The organism is Ferrovibrio sp. MS7, assembly GCF_038404985.1.
Lineage (GTDB): Bacteria > Pseudomonadota > Alphaproteobacteria > Ferrovibrionales > Ferrovibrionaceae > Ferrovibrio > Ferrovibrio plantarum.
Map to the genome: position 1 here is coordinate 38413 of NZ_JBBKBA010000003.1, position 20643 is coordinate 59055.

The 20643-nt window shown below is 66.0% G+C and carries 19 protein-coding genes; 7 read left to right on the top strand and 12 right to left on the bottom strand.

Annotated features, from left to right (window positions below; translation table 11 throughout):
* Window position 1: 1 nt before the first annotated feature.
* Together rnc and era are read left to right on the top strand one after the other, a co-directional pair.
* Entirely contained in the window at window positions 2-748 is a 747-nt protein-coding gene (rnc, locus tag V6B08_RS18420) for a ribonuclease III (RefSeq protein ID WP_341983634.1), read from the top strand.
* Entirely contained in the window at window positions 745-1650 is a 906-nt protein-coding gene (gene era, locus V6B08_RS18425; RefSeq protein ID WP_341983635.1) for a GTPase Era, read from the top strand. The genes rnc and era overlap by 4 nt, the downstream gene beginning before the upstream one ends.
* Here era and V6B08_RS18430 read toward each other — a convergent pair.
* The 5 genes from V6B08_RS18430 to V6B08_RS18450 all read right to left on the bottom strand — a co-directional run bounded on the left by V6B08_RS18430 (window position 1647) and on the right by V6B08_RS18450 (window position 6675).
* Window positions 1647-2570, bottom strand: coding sequence for an AEC family transporter (locus V6B08_RS18430; RefSeq protein WP_341983637.1), 924 nt, complete (start codon window positions 2568-2570; stop codon window positions 1647-1649). The genes era and V6B08_RS18430 overlap by 4 nt on opposite strands.
* A gap of 9 nt (window positions 2571-2579) precedes the next feature.
* Entirely contained in the window at window positions 2580-3086 is a 507-nt protein-coding gene (locus tag V6B08_RS18435; RefSeq protein WP_341983638.1) for a hypothetical protein, read from the bottom strand.
* An 85-nt stretch (window positions 3087-3171) separates the two neighbouring features.
* Entirely contained in the window at window positions 3172-4404 is a 1233-nt protein-coding gene (locus tag V6B08_RS18440) for an ABC transporter permease (RefSeq protein WP_341983640.1), read from the bottom strand.
* Complete coding sequence (locus V6B08_RS18445; protein ID WP_341983642.1) at window positions 4401-5123, bottom strand: ABC transporter ATP-binding protein; 723 nt, start codon at window positions 5121-5123, stop codon at window positions 4401-4403. The genes V6B08_RS18440 and V6B08_RS18445 overlap by 4 nt, the downstream gene beginning before the upstream one ends.
* A gap of 10 nt (window positions 5124-5133) precedes the next feature.
* Window positions 5134-6675, bottom strand: coding sequence for an efflux RND transporter periplasmic adaptor subunit (locus V6B08_RS18450; RefSeq protein WP_341983643.1), 1542 nt, complete (start codon window positions 6673-6675; stop codon window positions 5134-5136).
* 216 nt (window positions 6676-6891) lie between these two features.
* On the opposite strand from V6B08_RS18450, the gene ilvD reads away from it, so the two are divergent.
* Together ilvD and V6B08_RS18460 are read left to right on the top strand one after the other, a co-directional pair.
* Window positions 6892-8679 (top strand): dihydroxy-acid dehydratase, encoded by a 1788-nt coding sequence (gene ilvD / locus V6B08_RS18455; protein WP_341983644.1) that lies wholly within the window; start codon window positions 6892-6894, stop codon window positions 8677-8679.
* Between the two features lie 128 nt (window positions 8680-8807).
* The gene (locus V6B08_RS18460; RefSeq protein WP_341983645.1) at window positions 8808-10316 is read left to right on the top strand and encodes a M81 family metallopeptidase; all 1509 of its coding nucleotides are present in this window, start codon (window positions 8808-8810) and stop codon (window positions 10314-10316) included.
* A gap of 2 nt (window positions 10317-10318) precedes the next feature.
* On the opposite strand, the gene V6B08_RS18465 is transcribed toward V6B08_RS18460, so the two are convergent.
* The 7 genes from V6B08_RS18465 to V6B08_RS18495 all read right to left on the bottom strand — a co-directional run bounded on the left by V6B08_RS18465 (window position 10319) and on the right by V6B08_RS18495 (window position 18362).
* The gene (locus tag V6B08_RS18465; protein ID WP_341983646.1) at window positions 10319-10738 is read right to left on the bottom strand and encodes a VOC family protein; all 420 of its coding nucleotides are present in this window, start codon (window positions 10736-10738) and stop codon (window positions 10319-10321) included.
* A 2-nt stretch (window positions 10739-10740) separates the two neighbouring features.
* Window positions 10741-11943: a 3-oxoadipyl-CoA thiolase gene (gene pcaF / locus V6B08_RS18470; RefSeq protein WP_341983647.1), complete on the bottom strand. Its 1203-nt coding sequence runs from the start codon at window positions 11941-11943 to the stop codon at window positions 10741-10743.
* Window positions 11944-11983: 40 nt separating this feature from the next.
* Window positions 11984-12997 carry a threonine ammonia-lyase gene (locus V6B08_RS18475; protein ID WP_341983648.1) on the bottom strand — a complete coding sequence of 338 codons (1014 nt, stop codon included), beginning with the start codon at window positions 12995-12997 and terminating at the stop codon, window positions 11984-11986.
* A 30-nt stretch (window positions 12998-13027) separates the two neighbouring features.
* Window positions 13028-14743: a gamma-glutamyltransferase gene (gene ggt, locus V6B08_RS18480; protein ID WP_341983649.1), complete on the bottom strand. Its 1716-nt coding sequence runs from the start codon at window positions 14741-14743 to the stop codon at window positions 13028-13030.
* Entirely contained in the window at window positions 14743-15411 is a 669-nt protein-coding gene (locus tag V6B08_RS18485) for a haloacid dehalogenase type II (RefSeq protein WP_341983650.1), read from the bottom strand. Before V6B08_RS18485 ends, ggt begins: the two co-directional genes overlap by 1 nt.
* 4 nt (window positions 15412-15415) lie before the next feature.
* Entirely contained in the window at window positions 15416-17647 is a 2232-nt protein-coding gene (locus V6B08_RS18490; protein ID WP_341983651.1) for a lytic transglycosylase domain-containing protein, read from the bottom strand.
* A 64-nt stretch (window positions 17648-17711) separates the two neighbouring features.
* Window positions 17712-18362, bottom strand: coding sequence for a LysE family translocator (locus V6B08_RS18495; RefSeq protein WP_341983653.1), 651 nt, complete (start codon window positions 18360-18362; stop codon window positions 17712-17714).
* A gap of 145 nt (window positions 18363-18507) precedes the next feature.
* On the opposite strand from V6B08_RS18495, the gene dapA reads away from it, so the two are divergent.
* From dapA to V6B08_RS18510, 3 genes are read left to right on the top strand one after another with little or no spacing between them, the layout of a single operon-like run.
* On the top strand, window positions 18508-19398 hold the full coding sequence (gene dapA / locus V6B08_RS18500; RefSeq protein WP_341983655.1) for a 4-hydroxy-tetrahydrodipicolinate synthase: 891 nt from the start codon (window positions 18508-18510) through the stop codon (window positions 19396-19398).
* Window positions 19399-19404: 6 nt separating this feature from the next.
* Complete coding sequence (gene smpB / locus V6B08_RS18505) at window positions 19405-19881, top strand: SsrA-binding protein SmpB (RefSeq protein WP_341983657.1); 477 nt, start codon at window positions 19405-19407, stop codon at window positions 19879-19881.
* A gap of 22 nt (window positions 19882-19903) precedes the next feature.
* The gene (locus V6B08_RS18510) at window positions 19904-20581 is read left to right on the top strand and encodes a sulfite oxidase-like oxidoreductase (RefSeq protein ID WP_341983659.1); all 678 of its coding nucleotides are present in this window, start codon (window positions 19904-19906) and stop codon (window positions 20579-20581) included.
* Window positions 20582-20643: the final 62 nt, after the last annotated feature.

A 20643-nucleotide genomic window follows, 5' to 3' on the forward strand; every position in this document is an offset into this window, starting at 1 on the left:
CGTGTCGGACGACGCCCAAAAATCCGGCCTCGACATCCTGCAGCAGACGCTCGGCCATCGCTTCAGCGAGCCGAAACTGCTGGAGGAGGCGCTGGTGCATCCCTCGGCCAATCCGCGCCGCTCGCGCGCCAAGTCGGCCCGTCGCGGTGCGGCCAAGGCGGAAGCCGCCCGCGACTATAATCGGCTTGAATTCATCGGCGACCGCGTGCTCGGCCTGATCGTTGCCACCTTGCTGGCGAAGATGTTTCCCGATGCCGCCGCCGGCGAACTGGCGCTGCGCTACAATGCATTGGTGCGGCAGGAAAGCCTGGCGCGCTTCGCCCAGGATCTGGGCTTGGGTGAGCATATCCAGCTTTCGCGTTCCGAGCGCGATTCCGGCGGCGCCGGCAAGCCGGCGATCCTGGCCGATGCGCTGGAAGCGGTGATCGCCGCTTTGTATCTCGATGGCGGCCTGGCGGCCGCCGAGCAATTCGTGTCGCGCCACATGGCGCCACGCCTGGACGATTCCTCCTATGCCGGCGCTGCCAAGGACGCAAAAACCGCCTTGCAGGAATGGGCCGCCGCGCGGGGCATGAATGTGCCGCGCTACCAGGTGGCCGGTATCGAAGGTCCGCCGCATGAGCCGCGCTTCACCGTGGAAGTGGCGCTGGGCGATGGCGAACCGGAACAGGGCAAGGGCGGCTCCAAGCGGGCTGCTGAACAGGAAGCCGCCGGCCGGCTATTACGCCGTCTGGAGCAAAATACATGAGTGAAACCCCCACCACTTGCGGCTATGTCGCCATTGTCGGTGCACCGAATGCCGGCAAGTCGACCTTGCTGAACGCTTTGGTCGGCGCCAAGATTTCCATTGTCTCCTCCAAGGTGCAGACGACGCGGGCGCGCATCACCGGCATCGGCATGGAAGGCCAGACGCAGCTCATCTTCCTGGACACGCCCGGCATCTTCGCGCCGAAGCGGCGGCTCGACCGCGCCATGGTGCAGGCGGCCTGGGGCGGCGTGGATGATGCCGATGTGATCCTGCTGGTGGTGGATGCGGCGCGCGGCTATGACGACGAGACGCGCGAAATCCTCAAGCGCCTGAAGGAACAGAAGACGCCGGTGGTGCTGGCGCTGAACAAGGTGGACAAGCTGCTGCGCGAGAAGCTGCTCGGTCTGACCCAGGCGATGAACAACGATTTCCCCTTCGCCGCCACGTTCATGATATCGGCGGAGAAGGGCGATGGCGTCGGCGATCTGCGCCGCGACCTTGCTCGCCGCATGCCTGAAGGCCCCTGGCTCTATCCGGAAGACCAGCTTGCCGACGTCCCGATGCGTTTCCTTGCCGCCGAGATCACGCGCGAGAAGCTGTTCAACGCGCTGCGCCAGGAACTGCCCTATGCCGCCACGGTGGAAACCGAGGATTGGAAGGACCAGAAGGACGGCGCCGCCAAGATCAACCAGGTGATCTTTGTTGAGCGTGAGACGCAGAAGAAGATCGTCATCGGCGAGGGTGGTGCCATGCTCAAGCGCATCGGCGCCAATGCCCGGCGCGAGATGGAAGAACAATTCGAGCGCCGCGTGCATCTTTTTCTGTTTGTGAAGGTGCGCGGCGACTGGGGCGACGATCCCGAGCGCTACGAGGCCATGGGCCTCGATTTCCCCAAAGCCTAAAGCCCCATCAGGCCGAGCAGGATCGGCATGGTGATGAAGGCGCCGAGCGTGGTGGCGGTGACAATCGCCGCCATCAGCGGCGCGTCGCCGCCCATCTGGCGGGCCAGGATGTAGCTGGCGCTTGAGGTTGGCAGCATCGCCCACAGCACCAGCACCTGTGTCTCGAGCAGGGTGAGGTGCCATAGCCGAGAGAGGCCGAACATCGCCGCCGGATAAAGCAGCAGCTTCAGCACCAGGGTTGCCGCCACCGCTGGGCCGCCCCGGCGCAGGGCGTCAAGCTGCAAGGCGGCGCCGACCGTGAGCAGGCCGAGCGGGGCCGCGACATCGCCGAGTGTCTTGAACACCGCGTCGATGCCGCGCGGCAGGCCGATGCCGGTCTGGTTCAGGAAGATGCCGACAAGGCAGGCGATGATCAGCGGGTTCTTCGCCAGCGCAAAGAACTGGTCGCGCAGCGAGGCGCCGCCCTGGGCATGGCTGCCGAACCGCATCATCACCAGCACGGTGAGGATATTCAGCACCGGGATTGCCACCGAGATCACCACGGCATAGAGCGTGATACCCGCATTACCGGCCAAAGCCGCCACGGCACCGAAGCCGACGAAAGTGTTGAAGCGGATCGAGCCCTGGAACAGGCTGGTGAAGGCCGGGCCGTCCAGCCTGAGAGGCCGGCGCAAGCCGTAGCCGATGGCGGCGATCAGCAGGATCGAGCCGAACAGCGTGCCGAACAGGCCGGTGGGATCGAGGTCGCCGAGATCGGCGCGCGCCAGGTTGTGGATCAGCAGCGCCGGGAAGAACAGGAAATAGACGCTGCGGTCGGCCAGCGGCCAGAAGCCTTCGCCGGGAAAATTCCAGCGCCGCATGCCAAGGCCGATCAGGATCAGCAGGAAGATCGGCAGAATCGCGAAGATGACGTCGAGCATCCGAAAAGTTTAGGCGCCCTGCATCAGGATGGCGAGGTCGAGCAGGCGGTTGACCAGCGAATAGGCGAAATACAGCATCAGCGCCCGCAACAGGGTTTCGCCCCAGCCGAGCGGGCGGGAGGCTTCGCTGGGGGATGCGCTGGTGCGGCGGCGCTGCTGGCTTTTGGTCGGCCGCGGCATTGGTTTGGGCATGGCCCCGGCGATATCGTTGGCCGGTTCCGGCACCACGTCGATGATCACCGGCAGATTGGTAATGGGCAGAGTGGCGACCGGTGTGGCTTCCGGCGGTACCGGCTGCGCCTGGTCCTGGCTGCCCCCCTGATTCACGGCGGCGATGCGGGTGCGTTCGGGGCCATAGATGCGGCGCCAGCGGAAGGCTTCGGCCTGGGCCGCCTCCACATCCTCATGCACGGTACGCAGAATCCAGCTATCGCCGAGCTGCGTCAGCACGATGAAGCAGCCACCGGAAAAAAAGCCTCCCGGGGCGTTGCCCGGTATGTCGGCCATGAAACGCATGGCAACATTTTGTCAGATCAGCGTTAACGGATGTTAAACAGCGGTTAATTTTTCTCGGGCTTTGCAACCTCTGTTAAAAGCGGGCTTATTCGAAGCGGAGGGCTTCCATGGGTTCCAGTCTCGAGGCTTTGCGGGCCGGATAGAAGCCGAAAAACACCCCCACGGCGGCGGCGAAACCCACTGCCAGTATAATCGCTGCCGGGGCGATGCGCACCGGCCAGTCGGTGAAATAGGCGATGCCGATGGCGGCACCGATGCCGAGGCCAACGCCGATCAGGCCGCCGATCGCTGCCAGGGTCACGGCTTCGATCAGGAATTGCGCCAGGATGTCGCGCCGCCGGGCGCCCACCGCCATGCGTAGGCCGATCTCGCGGGTGCGTTCGGTGACGCTGACCAGCATGATGTTCATGATGCCGATGCCGCCGACCACCAGCGACACCGAGGCCACGGCGGCCAGCAGCAGGGCCATGACGCGCTGCGCCGCCTGCTGCGTCTCCAGTACCTCGGAGAGATTGCGCAGCCAGAAATCGTCATCCTGGTTCGGCTGCAGGCGATGGCGCTGGCGCAGCAGGTCGCGGATCTGGCTCTCGGCCTCGGCCATGTCGGCGCCATCATGCACCTTCACGGAAATCGCCACCACGGCGCGCTGGCGTGCCTGCTGGCCGCCGAGCAGGCGCTTGCGCGCGGTGCTGATCGGCACCAGCACCACGTCGTCCTGGTCCTGACCTTGCATGCTCTGGCCCTTCTTGGCCAGCACGCCGATCACCGTGAACGGCACCTTGCGGATGCGGATGGTCTGCTCGATGGGGTCGGCATCGCCGAACAGGTTGTTGGCCACCGTCTGGCCCAGCAGCACCACCTTGGCGGCGCTGTCGATTTCCTCTTGGGCGAGACTACGGCCACTGGCCATTTCCCAATCGCGCACATCCAGGTAATCCGGCGTGATGCCCATGACCACGCTGGACCAGTTCTGATTGCCGAACACGATCTGCGCCGTGCCGCGCGACACCGGCGCCGCTGCCTGCACCAGATCGACCTCGCGGGCGATGGCATAGCCGTCATCCTCGGTGATGGTGAGCTGTGAGCCGAAACCGAGCCGGGCGCCGCCGCTGGTGACAGCGCCAGAGAGGATCACGATCAGGTTGGAGCCGAGACTTTTGATCTGTTCGCGCACGCGCTCCTGCGCGCCTTCGCCCACCGCCACCATGGTGATCACGGCGGCCACGCCGATCACGATGCCGAGCATGGTGAGGCCGGAGCGCAGCATGTTGACGCGCAGCGCGCGGAGCGCGACCAGCAGGCTGGCGAGCGGGCTCATAATTCCTCCGCTGCCTGGCGCGGGGCCGGGTTGCGCTCGTCGCTCACCAATTTGCCATCGCGGAACAGCAGCTTGCGGCTGGCATAGGCGGCGATATCCGGCTCATGGGTCACCAGCACGATGGTGATGCCGCGCTGGTTCAGCGCCTGGAACAGCGCCATGATCTCCACCGAGGTGCGGCTGTCCAGCGCGCCGGTTGGCTCGTCGGCGAGTAGCAGGGCCGGATCGTTGACCAGGGCGCGAGCAATGGCGACGCGCTGCTGCTGACCGCCGGAAAGCTGCGAGGGTTGATGGTGGCCGCGTTCGGCAAGGCCGACTTCCTTGAGGCGCCCGGCAGCCCGCGCACGGCGTTCGGCTGCCGGCATGGCGGCGCCACGGCGGTAGAGCAGGGGCAAAGCCACATTGTCCAGCGCCGTGGTGCGCGGCAGCAGGTTGAAGCTCTGGAACACGAAGCCGAGCAGCCGGTTGCGCAGGTCGGCGCGGGCATCCTCGTCCATGGCGGCAACATCCTCGCCATCCAGGCGGTAGGAGCCGCCGGTGGGTGAATCGAGGCAGCCGACCATGTTCATGAAGGTGGATTTGCCCGAGCCGGACGGCCCCATCACGGCGACGAAATCGCCGCGCGCGATGCTCACGTCGATGCCGGCCAGCGCCAACACCTCGTTGTCGCCGAGGCGGAACACCTTGCGTAGGCCGGCCACTTCGATGAGGGCGCTCATGGCGTCGGGTTCAGAGCCGCAGGCGCGGTGCGTTGCCGCCGCCCGAGCCAGACGATACGGCACCCTGCACCCCGATCACGATTTCATCGCCTTCCTTCAAGCTGCCGCCGATGATCTCGGTGAAGCTGCCATCGCTGATACCGATGCGCAGGCTGTGGCTGACCAGTCCGGCACCCTTGGCCTGGTAGGCGCGGCCATCGCTGCCGCGCGCCGCATTCGTACCGGCAGCGGGCGCCATGGCCTGATAGCGCTGGCGCTGTTCCGGCGTCAGCATGGCGGCGATCTTGTGCCGGTTCTCGGCGCGTAGCCGTTCAATGGCGGCGCGGCGCTGGTTTTCATTCAAGTCAGGTCCGAGGGCGGCGATCCTGCCGCGCAGCTCGTTGAACGCATCGTCCAGCGCCTGGGCCTGGGCGTCGTTGAGCTGCAACTCGCGCACCAGCCGTTCGCGCACGGCCTGCAAACCGGTGCCCTGGGAGGCGTTTGCCGCCACTGCCGGCTGGCTGCCACCGGCGGCCTCGATGGTAACACCCGCCGGCGCCCGGAACCGCAGCGCGGCATTGGGCAGCTTCAGGGTATTGGCACGCTGTTCCACGACAATGCGGACATTCGCGGTCATGCCCGGCAGCAGTTTGAGGTCCGGGTTGTCGGCGGCAATCACCACTGTATAGGTCACCACATTCTGCACCACTTGCGGCGATTTGCGGATCTGGCGGATCTGGCCCTCGAAGGTGCGGCCGGGCAAGCTGTCCACTGTGAAGGTTGCGGCCATGCTCTCGCTGAGCCGGCCGATATCGGCCTCATCGACGCTGGTTTCCACCTGCATCTTGGTCAATGTCTCGGCGATGGTGAACAGGATCGGCGCCTGCAGGCTGGCGGCCACGGTCTGGCCGGCGTCGATATTGCGCAGGATAACCACGCCATCGACCGGTGAACGGATATAGGTGCGCTCCAGGTCGATGCGCGACTGGCGCAGGGCGGCCTCGCGCTGGCGCACGGCGGCCACGGCATTGGCAAGCTGCGCCTCGGCCATGGTGGTGGCGGCGCGCGCGCCCTGCACCTGCGCCTGGGCGCCCAGCGCATTGGCCTCCTGGCGGTCCTTGTCGGCGGTGGAGCCGACGCCGCGATCCGCCAGGTCGCGCTTGCGGCTGTATTCGCGCTCGGCATCGACGCGGGTGATCTCGGCGCGCTGGGTGTCGGTGCGCGCGCGGTCCAGGCTGGCGCGCTGCATCAGCACGGCGGCCTGCGCCACCTCAAGCTCGGCGGCGGCCTGGGCGACGCGGGCCTCGAAGGATTCCGGGTCGATGCGGGCGATCACCTGGTTGGCGCGGACCTCGGAGTTGAAGTCCGCCAGGATTTCCTTGACCTGTCCGGATACCTGGCTGCCGACCTGCACCTGGGTCACCGGCGCCAGCGTGCCGGAGGCGGAAACGCTGGCGACAACGCTGCCGCGCTCGACTTTTGCAATGCGGTAGCGCGGGCCGTCGCCGGTGGCGAAATTCTGCCGCCAAAGCAGGAAGCCGCCGCCGGCCACGGCCAGCAGCAGCACAAGCATGGCCAGCAGTCGCACTGGCCCGGATTTACGCTGCCGGTATTTTAGATTCTCTGGCATTTTCCCCCATGATGCTCCCCATCACGCTGCCTTATACCACGGAATGAAACCAGGATTCCTGCGCTGCTCCAGTGGCCTAGGACTGGCGGCAGCCCCGGGCTCTGGCTATGCTCCGCCGCGAACCAGCCAGTTTCCGTAGCTTAGGGAGAAACCAGAGCCATGAAGGGCAAGTCCAAGAAAGCCGCCGCCCCCAAGAAGCCTGCCGCGAAATCGAAAGCGAAGGCGAAGACGAACGGCTTCGACAAATCCAAGCTGCCCAGCCGTTTCGTCAGTGTCGGCCCCGAACGTGCACCGCACCGCAGCTTCTACTATGCGATGGGCATGAAGGAGGAGGAGATCTACCAACCGCTGGTCGGCGTGGTCACCACCTGGAATGAGTCGGCGCCGTGCAATATCTCGCTCGGCCGCCAGGCGCAGAAGGCCAAGGCCGGCGTGAAGGCCGCCGGCGGCACGCCGCGCGAATTCACCACCATCACCGTTACTGACGCCATCGCCATGGGCCACCAGGGCATGAAGGCCTCGCTGGTCAGCCGCGAAGTGATCGCTGACTCGGTTGAACTCTCGGTGCGCGGCCATTGCTACGACGCCCTGGTCGGTTTCGCCGGCTGCGACAAGTCGCTGCCCGGCCTGATGATGGCTATGGTGCGCCTGAACGTGCCCTCCGTGTTCGTCTATGGCGGCTCGATCCTGCCTGGCCGCTTCAAGAATCGCGACGTCACCATCGTCGATGTGTTCGAGGCCGTGGGCCAGGTCGCCGCAGGCACCATGAACGAGGACGAGCTGCACGAACTGGAATGCGTTGCCTGCCCGTCGGCCGGCTCCTGCGGCGGCCAGTTCACCGCCAACACCATGGCCTGCATTTCCGAAGCCATCGGCCTGGCGCTGCCGGGTTCCAGCGGCGCCCCGGCGCCGTATGAGAACCGCGACGATTACGGCTATGCCTCGGGCAAGATGGTGATGGAGCTGATCAAGCGCAATCTTCGCCCGCGCGACATCGTCACCCGCAAGGCGCTGGAGAATGCCGCCATGATCGTGGCGGCCACCGGCGGCAGCACCAATGCCGGTCTGCATCTGCCGGCCATCGCCAGCGAATGCGGCATCAAGTTCGACCTCGAGGACGTGGCCCGCATCATGAAGCGCACGCCCTACATCGCTGACCTCAAGCCGGGCGGCAAGTATGTCGCCAAGGACCTCTACGAGGTCGGCGGCGTGCAGGTGGTGATGAAGCAGTTGCTCGATGGCGGCTACCTGCATGGCGACTGCATCACCGTTACCGGCAAGACCATTGCCGAGAACCTCAAGGGCGTGAAGTTCCCGAAGAACCAGGACGTCATCCGTCCGATCACCAACCCGCTCAGCCCGACCGGCGGCGTGGTCGGCCTCAAGGGCAACCTGGCGCCGGAAGCCGCCATCGTGAAGGTGGCCGGCCTGAAGAAGCTGAAGCATGTTGGCCCGGCCCGCGTCTTCGACTGCGAGGAAGATGCCTTCGCCGCCGTGCAGGCGCGCAAGTACAAGGAAGGCGATGTCATCGTCATCCGCTATGAAGGCCCGAAGGGCGGCCCCGGCATGCGCGAAATGCTCGCCACCACCGGCGCCATCTACGGCCAGGGCATGGGCGAGAAGGTGGCGCTGATCACCGATGGCCGCTTCTCCGGCGGCACCCGTGGCTTCTGCGTCGGCCATGTCGGCCCGGAAGCTGCCGTCGGCGGTCCCATTGCCTTGATCAAGAATGGCGACATCATCACCATCGACGCCGAGAAGGGCGTGCTGAGCGTGAACGTGTCGGCCAAGGAATTCGCTGAGCGCAAGAAGAAGTGGAAGCCGCGCAAGCATGAATTCCAGTCGGGCACCATCTGGAAGTATTCCCAGACCGTGTCGACCGCCGCCCATGGCGCCGTGACCCATCCGGGCGCCGCCAAGGAAACCCACGTTTACGCGGACATCTGAGTTTTCGGCATTGCTGCTATGACGGCAGGGAAGGGCGCCTATTCAAGGCGCCCTTTTTTGTTGCCTCTGAGGGTGTGGCCTGCATAATCATTCGTCTGCCAACGATCCGATAACAGGACGCGCCCCGCATGCCCTTTACCGTAGCCATTGCCGGCTTCCAGCATGAGACCAACACCTTCGCGCCGCAGAAGGCCGAACTGAAAAAGTTCATCGACGGCGAGGGCTGGCCCGCCCTGACCATGGGCAAGGACATCCTGGATGTTTTCCCGCCAGCCAATATCCCGATTGGCGGCTTCATAAACGCCGCGACCAGCCTTGGCATGGCGCTGGAGCCGATTGCCTGGGCGGCGGCACAGCCGTCGTCCTATGTCACGGTCGAGGCCTTCGAGTATGTCGCTAAGCTGATCTGCGACGGCATCGCGGCCCTGCGCGGCCGCATCGACGCGGTCTATCTCGACCTGCATGGCGCCATGGTGACGGAGCATTTCGAGGATGGCGAGGGCGAGTTGCTGCGCCGCATCCGTGCCATCGTCGGGCCGGACCTGCCGGTCGTGGTCAGCCTGGACCTGCATTGCAACATGACTGAGGTGATGCTGCGCGAGGCGGATGTGCTGATCGCCTACCGCACCTATCCGCATCTCGACATGGCCGTTACCGGTGGCCGCGTCGCCAAGCATCTCGCCAAGCTGTTGAGCCGCGAGCGGCCGCGCCAGGCCAAGGCGATGCGCCGGCTGCCCTTCCTGATCCCGCTGACCGCGCAATGCACCTTCATCGAGCCATGCAAGAGCATCTATGACCGCATCCAGGAAATGGAATTCGGCGGCGTCTCGTCGATGAGCTTCACCCCCGGCTTCCACCCGGCGGATATCCGCGAATGTGGCCCGGCGGTGTTTGCCTATGCCGACAGCCAGGAAGCCGCCGACAAGGCCGCCGATGCCCTGGCCCGCCATATCACCGAGCGTGAGAATGAATTCGCCACGCGGCTGCTGAAGCCGCATGAAGCCATCGAGGAAGCGCGCCGGCTGATCACCGGCGGCGCCAAAAAGCCGATCGTGCTGGCCGATGTGCAGGACAATCCCGGTGCCGGCGCCACCTGCGACACCACCGGGCTGCTGCAGGCCATGGTGGAGGCCGGCGTGCCGGATGCGGCACTCTGCCTGATGTTCGATCCGGAAGCGGCGCTGGCGGCGCATCAGGCCGGCGAGGGCAGCAGCATCGATTTCCCGCTCGGTGGCAAGCTGTTCGCCGGCTCCAAGCCCTATCGCCAGCGCTATACCGTGGCCAAGACCGGCGATGGCCGCTTTCTCTGCACCGGGCCGTTCTATGGTGGTACGCGGATGAATCTCGGGCCGATGGCGCTCTTGCGCTGCAATGGCGTCGATACCGTGGTGTCATCCACCCGCGTGCAGGCGGCGGACAAGGAGATGTACCGCCATCTCGGCATCGAACCTGTGCAGCGCCAGATTCTCGGCCTGAAAAGCACCGTGCATTTCCGCGGCGACTTCACCGATATCGCCCATGACATCCTGATCGTGGAAAGCCCCGGCGCCTTCATCGAACGCGCCGAAACACTGCCCTACAAGCGCCTGCGCTCAGGCATCAAGCTGAAGCCGCTGGGGCCGGTGCATAAGGGGTGATTCTAAGGCGCCTGGCGCAGTTCGATCATGGTGCCATGCGTCTGGCGCGCATCCACCACCAGCACGTGGTGGCCATCGCCCTCGATGCGCGGCTCTGACGGGCCGACGATGGCCGCGCCTTGCGCCACCAGATTGGCGGCAGCGGCACGGACATCCTCCACCAGATAGGCGAGGTGATAGACACCGCCTTGCGGATGGCTCTCAAGATAGCGCGCCGCCGTGCTGGTCGTGGTGGTGGGCTGCACCAGTTCCAGCTTGGCGCCGCCAATCTCGACATAAACCAGGCGGTAGGCGAGGCCCGGAATGGTGAATTCCGGGCCAACCATGGCGCCTGGGATTTTGCTGTACTGCAAGACTGCCGCGTCGAGGTCGGGAATTGCGAGGCCGATATGGTGCAATGCGCCGATGGCAGTCTTGCTCATGCTCATACCCGTTCGATAATCATGGCGATGCCCTGGCCGACGCCGATGCACATGGTGCAGAGCGCGTAACGGCCACCGGTACGCTCGAGTTGGTTCAGTGCCGTGGTGATTAGCCGTGCGCCGCTCATGCCGAGCGGATGGCCGAGCGCGATGGCGCCGCCATTCGGATTTACGTAGGTGGCATCGTCGGGCAGGCCGAGGCCACGCATCACGGCCAGCGCCTGGGCCGCAAAAGCCTCATTCAGTTCAACCACATCCATGTCGCGGATGCTCAAGCCCGCTTTGGCCAGCACCTTCTCGGTGGCCGGCACCGGGCCATAGCCCATGATGCGCGGCGCCACGCCGGCAGTGGAGGTGGCGATGATGCGGCCGCGCGGGGTGAGGCCATGGCGGCGCGCGGCATGATCGGAGGCCAGCAGGATGGCGCAGGCGCCATCATTGACGCCGGACGCATTGCCCGCCGTGACCGTGCCGCCCTGGCGGAACGGGGTCGGCAGCTTGGCCAGCGCCTCGATGGTGGTATCGCGCGGATGCTCGTCGCGGTCCACAACGGTCGGATCGCCCTTGCGGCTCGGGATCGTCACCGGGGTGATCTCGGCCTCGAACAGGCCGAGCCGCTGCGCGTTGATGGCGCGCTGCTGGCTGCGCAGCGCGAAGGCATCCTGGTCGGCGCGGTTGATCTGGAACTGCTCGGCCACATTCTCCGCCGTCTCCGGCATGGAATCGACGCCATACTTCTGCTTCATCAGTTTATTGACGAAGCGCCAGCCGATGGTGGTGTCGTATATTTCCGCCGTGCGCGAGAACGGGCTTTCCGCCTTGCCCATCACGAAGGGCGCGCGGCTCATGCTCTCGACGCCGCCGGCGATGCAGAGATCGGCCTCGCCGGTGCGGATGGCGCGGGCAGCGGCGGATGTTGCCTCGATGCCGGAACCGCAGAGGCGATTCACGGTGGCGCCGGGGATGCTGTCGGGCAGACCGGCCAGCAACAGCGACATGCGCGCCACGTTGCGGTTGTCTTCGCCGGCCTGGTTGGCACAGCCATAGGTGACGTCGTCGACCTGGCTCCAGTCGACGCTGGGATTGCGCAGCATCAACGCCTTGATCGGAATGGCGCCGAGATCGTCGGCGCGTACCGAACTGAGCGCGCCGCCGTAGCGGCCGATGGGGGTGCGAATAGCATCGCAGATGAAGGCTTCTGTCATTTGTCTCTCCCTAGGGTCTCTCGACTGACAGGTTGCGGATTCAGGAAATCGGTGCCGTGCGCGCCAGGATCTGTGAGAACAGCGCGGCATCGACATTGCCGCCAGAGGCCACGGCGACCACGGTCTTGCCCTTTATCATGTCGCGGCGATGCAGCAGCGCGGCGAGGGCCGCAGCACCGCCCGGCTCGATCACCAGCTTGAGATAGTGGAAGGCAGTGGCCATCGCGACTTCGACTTCCGCGTCGCTGGCGGTAATACCGCCCTTCAGCACGCGGCGCATCACGGCGAAGGTGATGTCGCCCGGCGTCGGCGCCATCAGCGCGTCGCAGAAACTCGGCGGTGCATCAGCAGCCACCTTCTGCTTGCTGCCCGCACTGAGCGAGCGGGTGATGTCGTCGAAATCCTTGGGCTCGCCAGCATAGACCTCGGTTTTCGGGTGGCGTGATTCCATCACCAGCGCGATGCCGGAGATCAGGCCGCCGCCCGACGAGCCGGCGGTGATGATATCCGGCACCAGGCCGCGCTCGGCAAGCTGGGCATCCACTTCCAGGCCCACGGTGCCCTGGCCGCAGATGATATGCGGATCATCGAAGGGCGGCACCAGCACCATGCCGCGATCCTGCATGTACTTGGTGGCGATGCCTTCGCGACTTTCCTTCCAGCGGTCGTAAAGCACCACCTCGGCGCCATAGGCGCGGGTATTCGCCACCTTGATCTGCGGCGCGTCGGATGGCATCACGATCACCGCCGGCAGGCCGCAGAGCTTGGCGGCATAGGCGACGCCCTGGGCATGGTTGCCGGACGAGAAGGCGACTACGCCACGCTTGCGCTCGTCGGCTGAAAGCTGACAGAGGCGGTTATAGGCGCCGCGGAACTTGAACGAGCCGGTAAGCTGCAAAGTCTCGGCCTTCACGAACAGGCGGCAGCCGAGGATTTCATTCAGCAGCGGGCTTTCCACCAGCGGCGTCGGCGCCGCGATACCGCGCAGGCGTTTCGCCGCCGCCTCCACATCCGCGACAGTGGGCAGGGGCGGCAGGGTGACGGGCGCGTTCATGGCGGTTTCCTCGAGACTTTCTGGCGGTAATCAGTCGCCGAGCGCCACGCCTTCACGGCGTGGATCGGCTCCGCCGGCAAGCAGCCCGCCGGCGCGGCGCCAGATTACATGCAGGCCGCTGGTCATTTCCAGGGTCTGGGTCTTGTGGCCCAAGCGCCCAAGCGCCTCGGCCCAAGCGGGATCGGCGCCGGCTTCGATCTCGGTCGGGCCGTTGCGGCTGCCGATATGCGGCAAGGCCACGGCGGCCTGCGGGCCATAGCCCTTGTCGAGCAGCAGCAGCAGGGTCTGCGCCACATAGCCGATGATCTGGCTGCCGCCTGGCGAGCCGGCGACACCAAGCAGGTCTCCAGTCGGGGCAAAGACCAGAGTGGGCGACATCGAACTGCGCGGCCGCTTGCCGGCCTCGACCCGGTTCGCCACGGCGCGGCCATCCTGTTCCGGCAGGAAAGAGAAATCGGTAAGCTGGTTGTTGAGCAGGAAGCCGCCGACCATCAGGCGCGCGCCGAAGACATCCTCTATGGTGGTGGTCATGCTCAGCGCATTGCCCCAGGCATCGACGATGGAGACATGGCTGGTGCCGGGCGGGCCATCATGCGGCGCATTGCCGGGCAACGCGCCGCGCCGGCCGGGCGGCTCACCGGGCTGGGCACTGCCGAGGCTGGCATCGGGGCGCACCAGCCGGGCGCGTTCGGCGAGATAGGCCTTGTCGATCAGCCCGGCCACCGGCACCGGCAGAAAGTCGCTGTCCGCCACATAGAGGTTGCGGTCGGCGAAGGCGAGCCGGCTGGCTTCCGCCAACCGGTGCAGGTCGGCGGTCTCGAGCCGGGTCGACGGGCTGGGATCGAGGGCTTCCAGGATGCTGAGGATTTGCAGTACGGCGATGCCGCCCGAACTCGGCGGACCGAAGCCGCAGATCTTGTAGAGCCGGAATGTGCCGCAGAGTTCGGGTCGCCGCTTGGCCTCGTAGCCGGCAAGGTCGGCTGCCGTCATGTCGCTGCCGCGGGCCTGCAGTGCCGTTAGCATCGCCTGGGCTAGTGGGCCGCTTTGTAACGCGCGGGCGCCGTCAGTGGCAACGCGCCTGAGGCTTTCGGCCAGCGCCGGATTGCGCAAGCTGGCGCCGACCTGCAAAGGTTCGCCGCCGGGATAGTAGAGCGCTGCGGCTGCCGCATCTTGCCACAGGCGTTGTTCAAGTTTCAAAAGGCCGGCGAGGCGCGGCGTCACCTTGAAGCCGGCCTCGGCGCGGGTGATGGCCGGCTGGAACAGCGTTGCCCAGGGCAGCTTGCCATGGGCCTTGTGCGCCAGTTCCAGGGCGGCAACCGCGCCGGGCACGCCGGTCGATAGCCCGCTGAACACCGCCTCGCGGAAGGGCAGCGGCGTGCCATCCGGTTTCAGGAACCGGCGCGGCGTCGCGGCAGCCGGCGCGGTCTCGCGGCCATCAAAGGCATGCAGTTGCTTGTTGGTGTTATCCCAGTAGAGGATCAGCGCGCCGCCGCCGATGCCTGAGGATTGCGGCTCGACGAGGTTGAGCATCATCTGCACGGCGACTGCCGCGTCGATGGCGCTGCCGCCCTGGCGCAGCATGGCAAGGCCGGCCTCGGCGGCCAGCGGATGCGCCGCCGCCACCATCTGGCGCTGCGCGGTGGCTTCGGCTTTTTCAGCACGGCCCGTGGCGGCTTCCGGCGCCGGCTGCGCCAGGGCAGGGGCAGCGAATAGCAGCAGCAGCAGCAGGGCCACCAGCCAGCGCATCAGGCGATCCCCAGAATGGCTGGCACATCGTCCAGGCTTTTCAGTTCATGGTCGGGGGCATGCGGCAGGCCCTCTTTCGGCTGGCCGGCGCGGTTGATCCACAGCACGCGAAAGCCGAAGCATTTCGCGCCATGGGCATCCCAGCCATTCGAGGAATGGAACGCGACTTCATCGGGGCTCAGCCCAAGCCGGTCGGTGACGAGCTTGTACACCCGCATATCCGGCTTGTAGATGCCGGCTTCCTCGATCGAGATGACATGATCCAACAAGTTATCGATGCCGGCGCTGGTGCAGGCGGCTTCCAGCATGGACGGCGAGCCGTTCGAGAGAATGCCGGTGGTCAGCCCGGCGGTTTTCAGCCGGTGCAACAGGCCGGGCGCTTCGGGGAATGCTTCCAGCTTCACATAAAGCTGCATCAGGCGCTGGCGCAGGCCGGGATTGCGGATGCCTTGCGCGGCCAGGGCGAAATCCAGGGCTTCGCCGGTCACCTGCTCGAAATCGGCATGCTGGCCCATCAGGCTGCGCAGCCAGGTGTAGTTGAGCTGCTTGGCGCGCCAGGTCTCGGCAAGCTGCGCCCAGCCGGGGCCGATCTCGGCGCTCAATTGCCGCGCGGCAGCGTTGACATCGAACAGCGTGCCATAGGCGTCGAAGATGCACGCCTTTATCATGGCGTCAGCAGGTCGCGGCGGCGCAGGCCTTGCGCGGCAGGCCGCGCAGATCGGCTTGCAGGCGGTCGGCAGTGGGTGCCGCGCCGCGCAGCAGGGCGCGATAGACCTGCACGCCTTCCAGCACGCGCTGCACATAGTTGCGCGTCTCGGAGAACGGGATCAGTTCGATCCAGTCGACCGCATCGATGCTTTCATAGCGCGGGTCGCCCCAATCCTTGATCCATTTCCGTGCCCGCGCCTCGCCGGCATTGTAGCTCACCAGCGCCAGGATGTAGTTGTGGTCCCAGTTGCGCAGCAGGCCATCGAGATAATGGCTGCCGAGCCGCACGTTGTAATGCGCGTCGTCGGTCAGCTTGGCCGGGGAATAGGGTTGCTTCACTTCCTTGGCCACGCCCTTGGCGGTGGCGGGCATGAGCTGCATCAGACCGCGGGCGCCGACCGGCGACACGGCATGCTGGTTGAACTCGCTTTCCTGCCGCGCCACGGCCAGCACCAGGGCGGTTTCCGGCGTCGCGGTCTGCGCCATCGGCTCGACCAGCGGGAAGGCTTCGCGCACCAGGCTCAGGCCGGCATAGCGCGCGGAGCGCTTGGTGGCGGCAACGGCAAGGTCGACGCGGTTGAGCATGCGGGCCAGGCGGGCGGCAAGCTGGTGTTCTTCCAGCGTGTCGGCGGTATGGGCGAGGCGGAGAATGAAGGGCCGCAGCCGGTCCTCCTGGCCGAGTTCGACCAGTATCTTGGCGGCGCGCACCACTTCGCGCTTGTCGAATTGCGCAATCGCCGCCGCACTCGGTTCGGGATCATCGGGCAATTGCAGCCGTGCCTTGGGGTCCAGCGCGAAGGTGGCAAGCTGGCCGTAGAATGTGGTGGCGTGCTTGGAGGCTTGTGCATACCAGTGCCGCGCCTGGGCCTGGTCGCCGGTGATGGTGTAGGTGCGGCCAAGCCAGTAGCCGGCGCGCGACTGGCTTACCGGCGTGCGCACATTGCTCTGCAAGGCGGCGAAATGCTTCACCGCGATCTGCGGTTCCTGCAGCAGGCGCAGCGCGATCCAGCCGGCCAGCCATTCCGCTTCGGCATAGCTCGCGCCGCCGGAAAGGCCATGGTTGGAGGCAAGGCGGTAGGCTTCCGAGATGCGGCCGTCGATCAGCGCCTTGCGGGCGCGGAAATGCCGCTCCACCCACCATTTCTCGGCGCGGCCGAGTTCATCGGGCGCGTTGTAGAGCAGGCTCTCGACGATATCGTCCTTGCCCTCGCGGCGGTTCCAGCGCATCTGCTCATAGGCCAGGCCGCCATCCTCGCGCAGCTTCTGTGGCAGCATGGCGGCGATCTTGTCGGCAGCGGGTGTGCGCAAAGCCAGGGCCAGGCGAGCTTCGCCGAGAATCTTTGCCTCGCCATCAACACGCGGCAGCATGCGGCGGGCGGCATCGTATTGCGCATCCCACAGCAGGCGGTCGAGGCGGGCGGCATTTTCCGCCGGGGTCAGCCGGTTACCGAATTCGCGCCACACGTCGTTCTCGTCGCGCAGCGACAGGTTGCCGTCTGTCCAGGCCTTGCGCACCGCCACCAGGGCTTCGGCGCTGCGGCTCTGGCGATCCAGGGCCTCGGCATAGCGCAGCCAGCCGAGCCCGCTTTCCGGCGGCCGCTGGGTGTACCATTGGATGATCCGCGTATCGCCCACGGCTTCGTTGATGCTTTCGTCGGCCCGGCGCAGCAGGGCTTCGCGCGCCGGCCAGTCGGGCGACTTCTCGATGAATTCGGCGATGGCCTCGAAGGGGGCGCCGGAATTCGGCGTCTGCAGCCACAGCCAATGCACCAGGCGACCGACCAGCGGGTCTTTCGCCTTAGCCGCCGCCTCGCGCGCCTTGTCGAACTTGCCGGCCTTGGCTTCCCGCATCGCCTCGCGGCCCCAGGACTGGTCGGCCTGGCTGAGCAGGATGGCAGGCGCCAGGGCGGCGCCGGCCACAGCCGCACCGGCGGCGGCTTTGGCGGCTGGCTTGGCGGCGCTGTCCTTTTTGGGTTCGGTTTTCTTCGCGGCTTCCTTGTTGGTCTTGCCCGGTGCCGCCGGCTTGGCGGTAGCGGGCTTGGGGGCTGGCTTTACCGCTGCGGTGGGCTTGGCTGCCGGTTTAGGCGCCGTGGTGCTGACCGGCACCGGCTCGGCGGCGCGCGCCGGTGTTGCCGCAATACCGGCCAAGGCCAGCAGGGCAATCAGGGCGGGTGCGTGGTTGAATCGGCTAAGCATCTTGCGCAGCCTAGCATTTCAGGCGCCGGGGGCCAAACCCGTTCTGCCCCTAAATCACCCCAGACTAGGGCAGGCGCAAGGCCAGTTCGCGCCGCACTTCATCGCCCAGCTTGAGGCCCAGCCCCAGCATGGCGAGGCCGGCCAGGCCATCCAGCCAGCGTGCGATGCGGGCATAGCCCTGGCGCGCGATGCCGGTGGAGAGCAGCAGCGCCACAAGTCCGTACCAGAAGGCCGACTGCACCGCGATCACCGCGATCACGGCGGCATAGAACCAGGCCGGCGGCGTGGCGGGCAGGGCGATGGCGAAAACGCTGGTCCAGAACACCGCCGATTTCGGGTTGCTGAGCGTGGTGACGAGGCCAGCGGCAAAGGGCCGCTGGCCGAGCCAGCCGAGTGCCGGCGGCGCGGTCGCCGCGTCCTGCCGCCGTAAGGCGCTGCGCAGCAGGCGGAAGGCGACATAGAGCAGGTAGGCGGCGCCGAGCAGCCGCAGCAGGCGGTAGAGCGCCCCGGCCTCCAGCAGCAGCAGGCCGATGCCGGCGAGGCTTAAGGCCACCCAGAGCAGCGAGGCCAGCACCACGCCGGCCATCGCCGCCAGTCCATCGCGCCGCGACCGGGCGGCGGAAAAGTGGCTTACCACAACGGTGTTCGGACCCGGCACCATGGCCATCAGCAGATGCATGCCGGCGAGCGCGACGAGGTGAGGCAGCAAATCCATGTATGTTCCTGATGTAAGGGTGCAATTTCGCAGCAGTATCGGCCCGCCGACGGTGCGCTGCAACAGCGGCAGGGCGCTTGCCGTTGCCCGGTTCGGCGTTTATGTTCGCCGCTCCGTGACTGTTTTATTTTCGAGGAACTCGCTCATGTTCAAGGGCTCTTTTGTCGCGCTGATCACCCCGTTCAAGAACGGCAAGGTGGACGAGCGCGCCTTCGGTGATCTGGTCGAATGGCAGATCACGGAGGGGACCCATGGCCTGGTGCCCTGCGGCACCACCGGTGAATCGCCGACGCTCAGCCATGACGAACACAAGCGTGTGATCGAACTCTGCATCGAAGTGGCGCGTGGCCGCGTGCCGGTGATGGCCGGCGCGGGCTCGAATTCCACCGCCGAGGCGATCGAACTGACCAAGCATGCCAAGAAGGCCGGCGCTGATGCCGTGCTGGTGGTGACGCCGTATTACAACAAGCCGAACCAGGCTGGCCTCTATGCGCATTACAAGGCGCTGCATGATGCCACCCGCATTCCGATCTTCATCTACAACATCCCGCCGCGCTGCGTGATCGACATGAGCGTCGAAACCATGGCGGCTCTGGCCAAGCTGCCGCGCATTGCCGGCGTGAAGGATGCCACTGGCGACATCCTGCGCCCGCTGCGCATGCGTGCGGCTGCTGGCGAGAAGTTCTGCCAGCTCGATGGCGACGATGCCACGGCGCTGGCCTTCAACGCCCATGGCGGCGTCGGCTGCATCTCGGTGACGGCGAATATCGCGCCGGGACCGGTGGCGCGGATGCAGGAAGCCAGCCTGGCCGGCGATCACGCCAAGGCGCAGGCGATCATGGAAAAGCTGCTGCCGCTGCACACCGCCCTGTTCGTCGAGCCGAACCCGGCGCCGGTGAAGTATGCCGCCCAGCTTCTCGGCATCTGCCAGGCCGATGTGCGCCTGCCGCTGGCGCCGATCACCAAGGACACCCAGGCCAAGGTGAAGGCGGCCCTGGCGGCAGCCGGCATCAAGAAGCCGCGCAAGAAGAAGTAAGCAGCCATGGCAGCCGCTCCGCGCGCCGGCCAATCCAAGACGGTGGCCGACAACCGGCGCGCGCGCTACGACTATCACCTCGACGAGACGTTTGATGCCGGTATCGTGCTGGTTGGTTCGGAGGTAAAAAGCCTGCGCACCGGCCGCGCCAATATCCAGGATTCCTACGCCGAGGAAGTCGATGGCGAGATCATCCTGGTGAACGCCTATATCCCGGAATATGCCGGCGCCAACCGCTTCAACCATGAGCCGCGCCGGGGGCGCAAGCTGCTGTTGAAGCGCAAGGAGATCAGTAAACTTATCGGGAGCCTGAAGCGGGGCGGCGTGACCTTGGTGCCGCTGTCCCTATATTTCAACGAGCGCGGTCTGGCCAAGGTGAAACTGGCCCTGGCGCGCGGCAAGAAGCTCCACGACAAGCGCGATTCCGAGAAGGAGCGCGACTGGAACCGCGAGAAGCAGAGGCTGCTGCGCGCGCGGGACTGAGGCGAAGCGAGGCGAGGCAGGCATGAGCGGCAACGACTACAAGCCCACCCTGGTCGGCAAGATCAAGGACAAGCTGATTGCCAGCAAGCAGCAATGGGCCAAGGATGGCCGTTTGTTGACGGGTGAGAAGGACGCGCCGCAACTGACCCGCCGGCTGCCGCCGGGCCAGCGCCAGGTGCGCGACTGGCCGGTGCTCGATCTCGGCGTGCAGCCGAATATCCTGCTAGACAAGTGGCAGCTCAGCGTAGGCGGCCTGGTGGCCAATCCGGTGAAGCTGGACTGGAATGCCTTTCTCGACCTGCCGCAGACCGAGACGCTCTCGGATATCCACTGCGTCACCGCCTGGTCACGCTATGACAACCACTGGGCCGGCGTGCGCACTGTCGATCTGCTGAAACTGGTGAAGCCGCGCCCGGAAGCGAAGTTTGTCGTTTTCCAGAGCTATGACGGTTATGCGACGAATGTGACGCTGGAGCATTTCAGCGCGCCGGACGTGCTGCTAGCCCATAGCTGGGAAGGGGCGCCGATCACCCGCGAGCATGGCGGCCCGGTGCGGGTGGTGATGCCGCGCTGGTATTTCTGGAAATCCGCGAAATGGGTGAAGCATATCGCCTTCCTCGACCGCGACGCGCCGGGCTATTGGGAAGTGCGCGGCTATCACAATGAAGGCGATCCCTGGAAGGAAGACCGCTACGGTTAACGCGGGTTAACGGTTCCGCAACCAACCCCGGGCTATAAGCACGAGTCGATTCCTGCAAGAGG

Excerpts from the sequence above, each read along its gene's own strand:
- dapA (WP_341983655.1), top strand. The coding sequence starts at position 18,508 with ATGTTCAAGGGCTCTTTTGTCGCGCTGATCACCCCGTTCAAGAACGGC.
- V6B08_RS18450 (WP_341983643.1), bottom strand. The coding sequence starts at position 6,675 with ATGCTTGTGCTGCTGCTGGCCGTGGCCGGCGGCGGCTTCCTGCTTTGG.
- V6B08_RS18430 (WP_341983637.1), bottom strand. The coding sequence starts at position 2,570 with ATGCTCGACGTCATCTTCGCGATTCTGCCGATCTTCCTGCTGATCCTG.
- V6B08_RS18445 (WP_341983642.1), bottom strand. The coding sequence starts at position 5,123 with ATGAGCGCCCTCATCGAAGTGGCCGGCCTACGCAAGGTGTTCCGCCTC.
- pcaF (WP_341983647.1), bottom strand. The coding sequence starts at position 11,943 with ATGACAGAAGCCTTCATCTGCGATGCTATTCGCACCCCCATCGGCCGC.
- ggt (WP_341983649.1), bottom strand. The coding sequence starts at position 14,743 with ATGCGCTGGCTGGTGGCCCTGCTGCTGCTGCTGCTATTCGCTGCCCCT.
- V6B08_RS18460 (WP_341983645.1), top strand. The coding sequence starts at position 8,808 with ATGCCCTTTACCGTAGCCATTGCCGGCTTCCAGCATGAGACCAACACC.
- V6B08_RS18485 (WP_341983650.1), bottom strand. The coding sequence starts at position 15,411 with ATGATAAAGGCGTGCATCTTCGACGCCTATGGCACGCTGTTCGATGTC.
- smpB (WP_341983657.1), top strand. The coding sequence starts at position 19,405 with ATGGCAGCCGCTCCGCGCGCCGGCCAATCCAAGACGGTGGCCGACAAC.
- V6B08_RS18495 (WP_341983653.1), bottom strand. The coding sequence starts at position 18,362 with ATGGATTTGCTGCCTCACCTCGTCGCGCTCGCCGGCATGCATCTGCTG.
- V6B08_RS18465 (WP_341983646.1), bottom strand. The coding sequence starts at position 10,738 with ATGAGCAAGACTGCCATCGGCGCATTGCACCATATCGGCCTCGCAATT.
- V6B08_RS18440 (WP_341983640.1), bottom strand. The coding sequence starts at position 4,404 with ATGAGCCCGCTCGCCAGCCTGCTGGTCGCGCTCCGCGCGCTGCGCGTC.
- V6B08_RS18510 (WP_341983659.1), top strand. The coding sequence starts at position 19,904 with ATGAGCGGCAACGACTACAAGCCCACCCTGGTCGGCAAGATCAAGGAC.
- era (WP_341983635.1), top strand. The coding sequence starts at position 745 with ATGAGTGAAACCCCCACCACTTGCGGCTATGTCGCCATTGTCGGTGCA.
- V6B08_RS18475 (WP_341983648.1), bottom strand. The coding sequence starts at position 12,997 with ATGAACGCGCCCGTCACCCTGCCGCCCCTGCCCACTGTCGCGGATGTG.
- ilvD (WP_341983644.1), top strand. The coding sequence starts at position 6,892 with ATGAAGGGCAAGTCCAAGAAAGCCGCCGCCCCCAAGAAGCCTGCCGCG.
- V6B08_RS18490 (WP_341983651.1), bottom strand. The coding sequence starts at position 17,647 with ATGCTTAGCCGATTCAACCACGCACCCGCCCTGATTGCCCTGCTGGCC.
- V6B08_RS18435 (WP_341983638.1), bottom strand. The coding sequence starts at position 3,086 with ATGCGTTTCATGGCCGACATACCGGGCAACGCCCCGGGAGGCTTTTTT.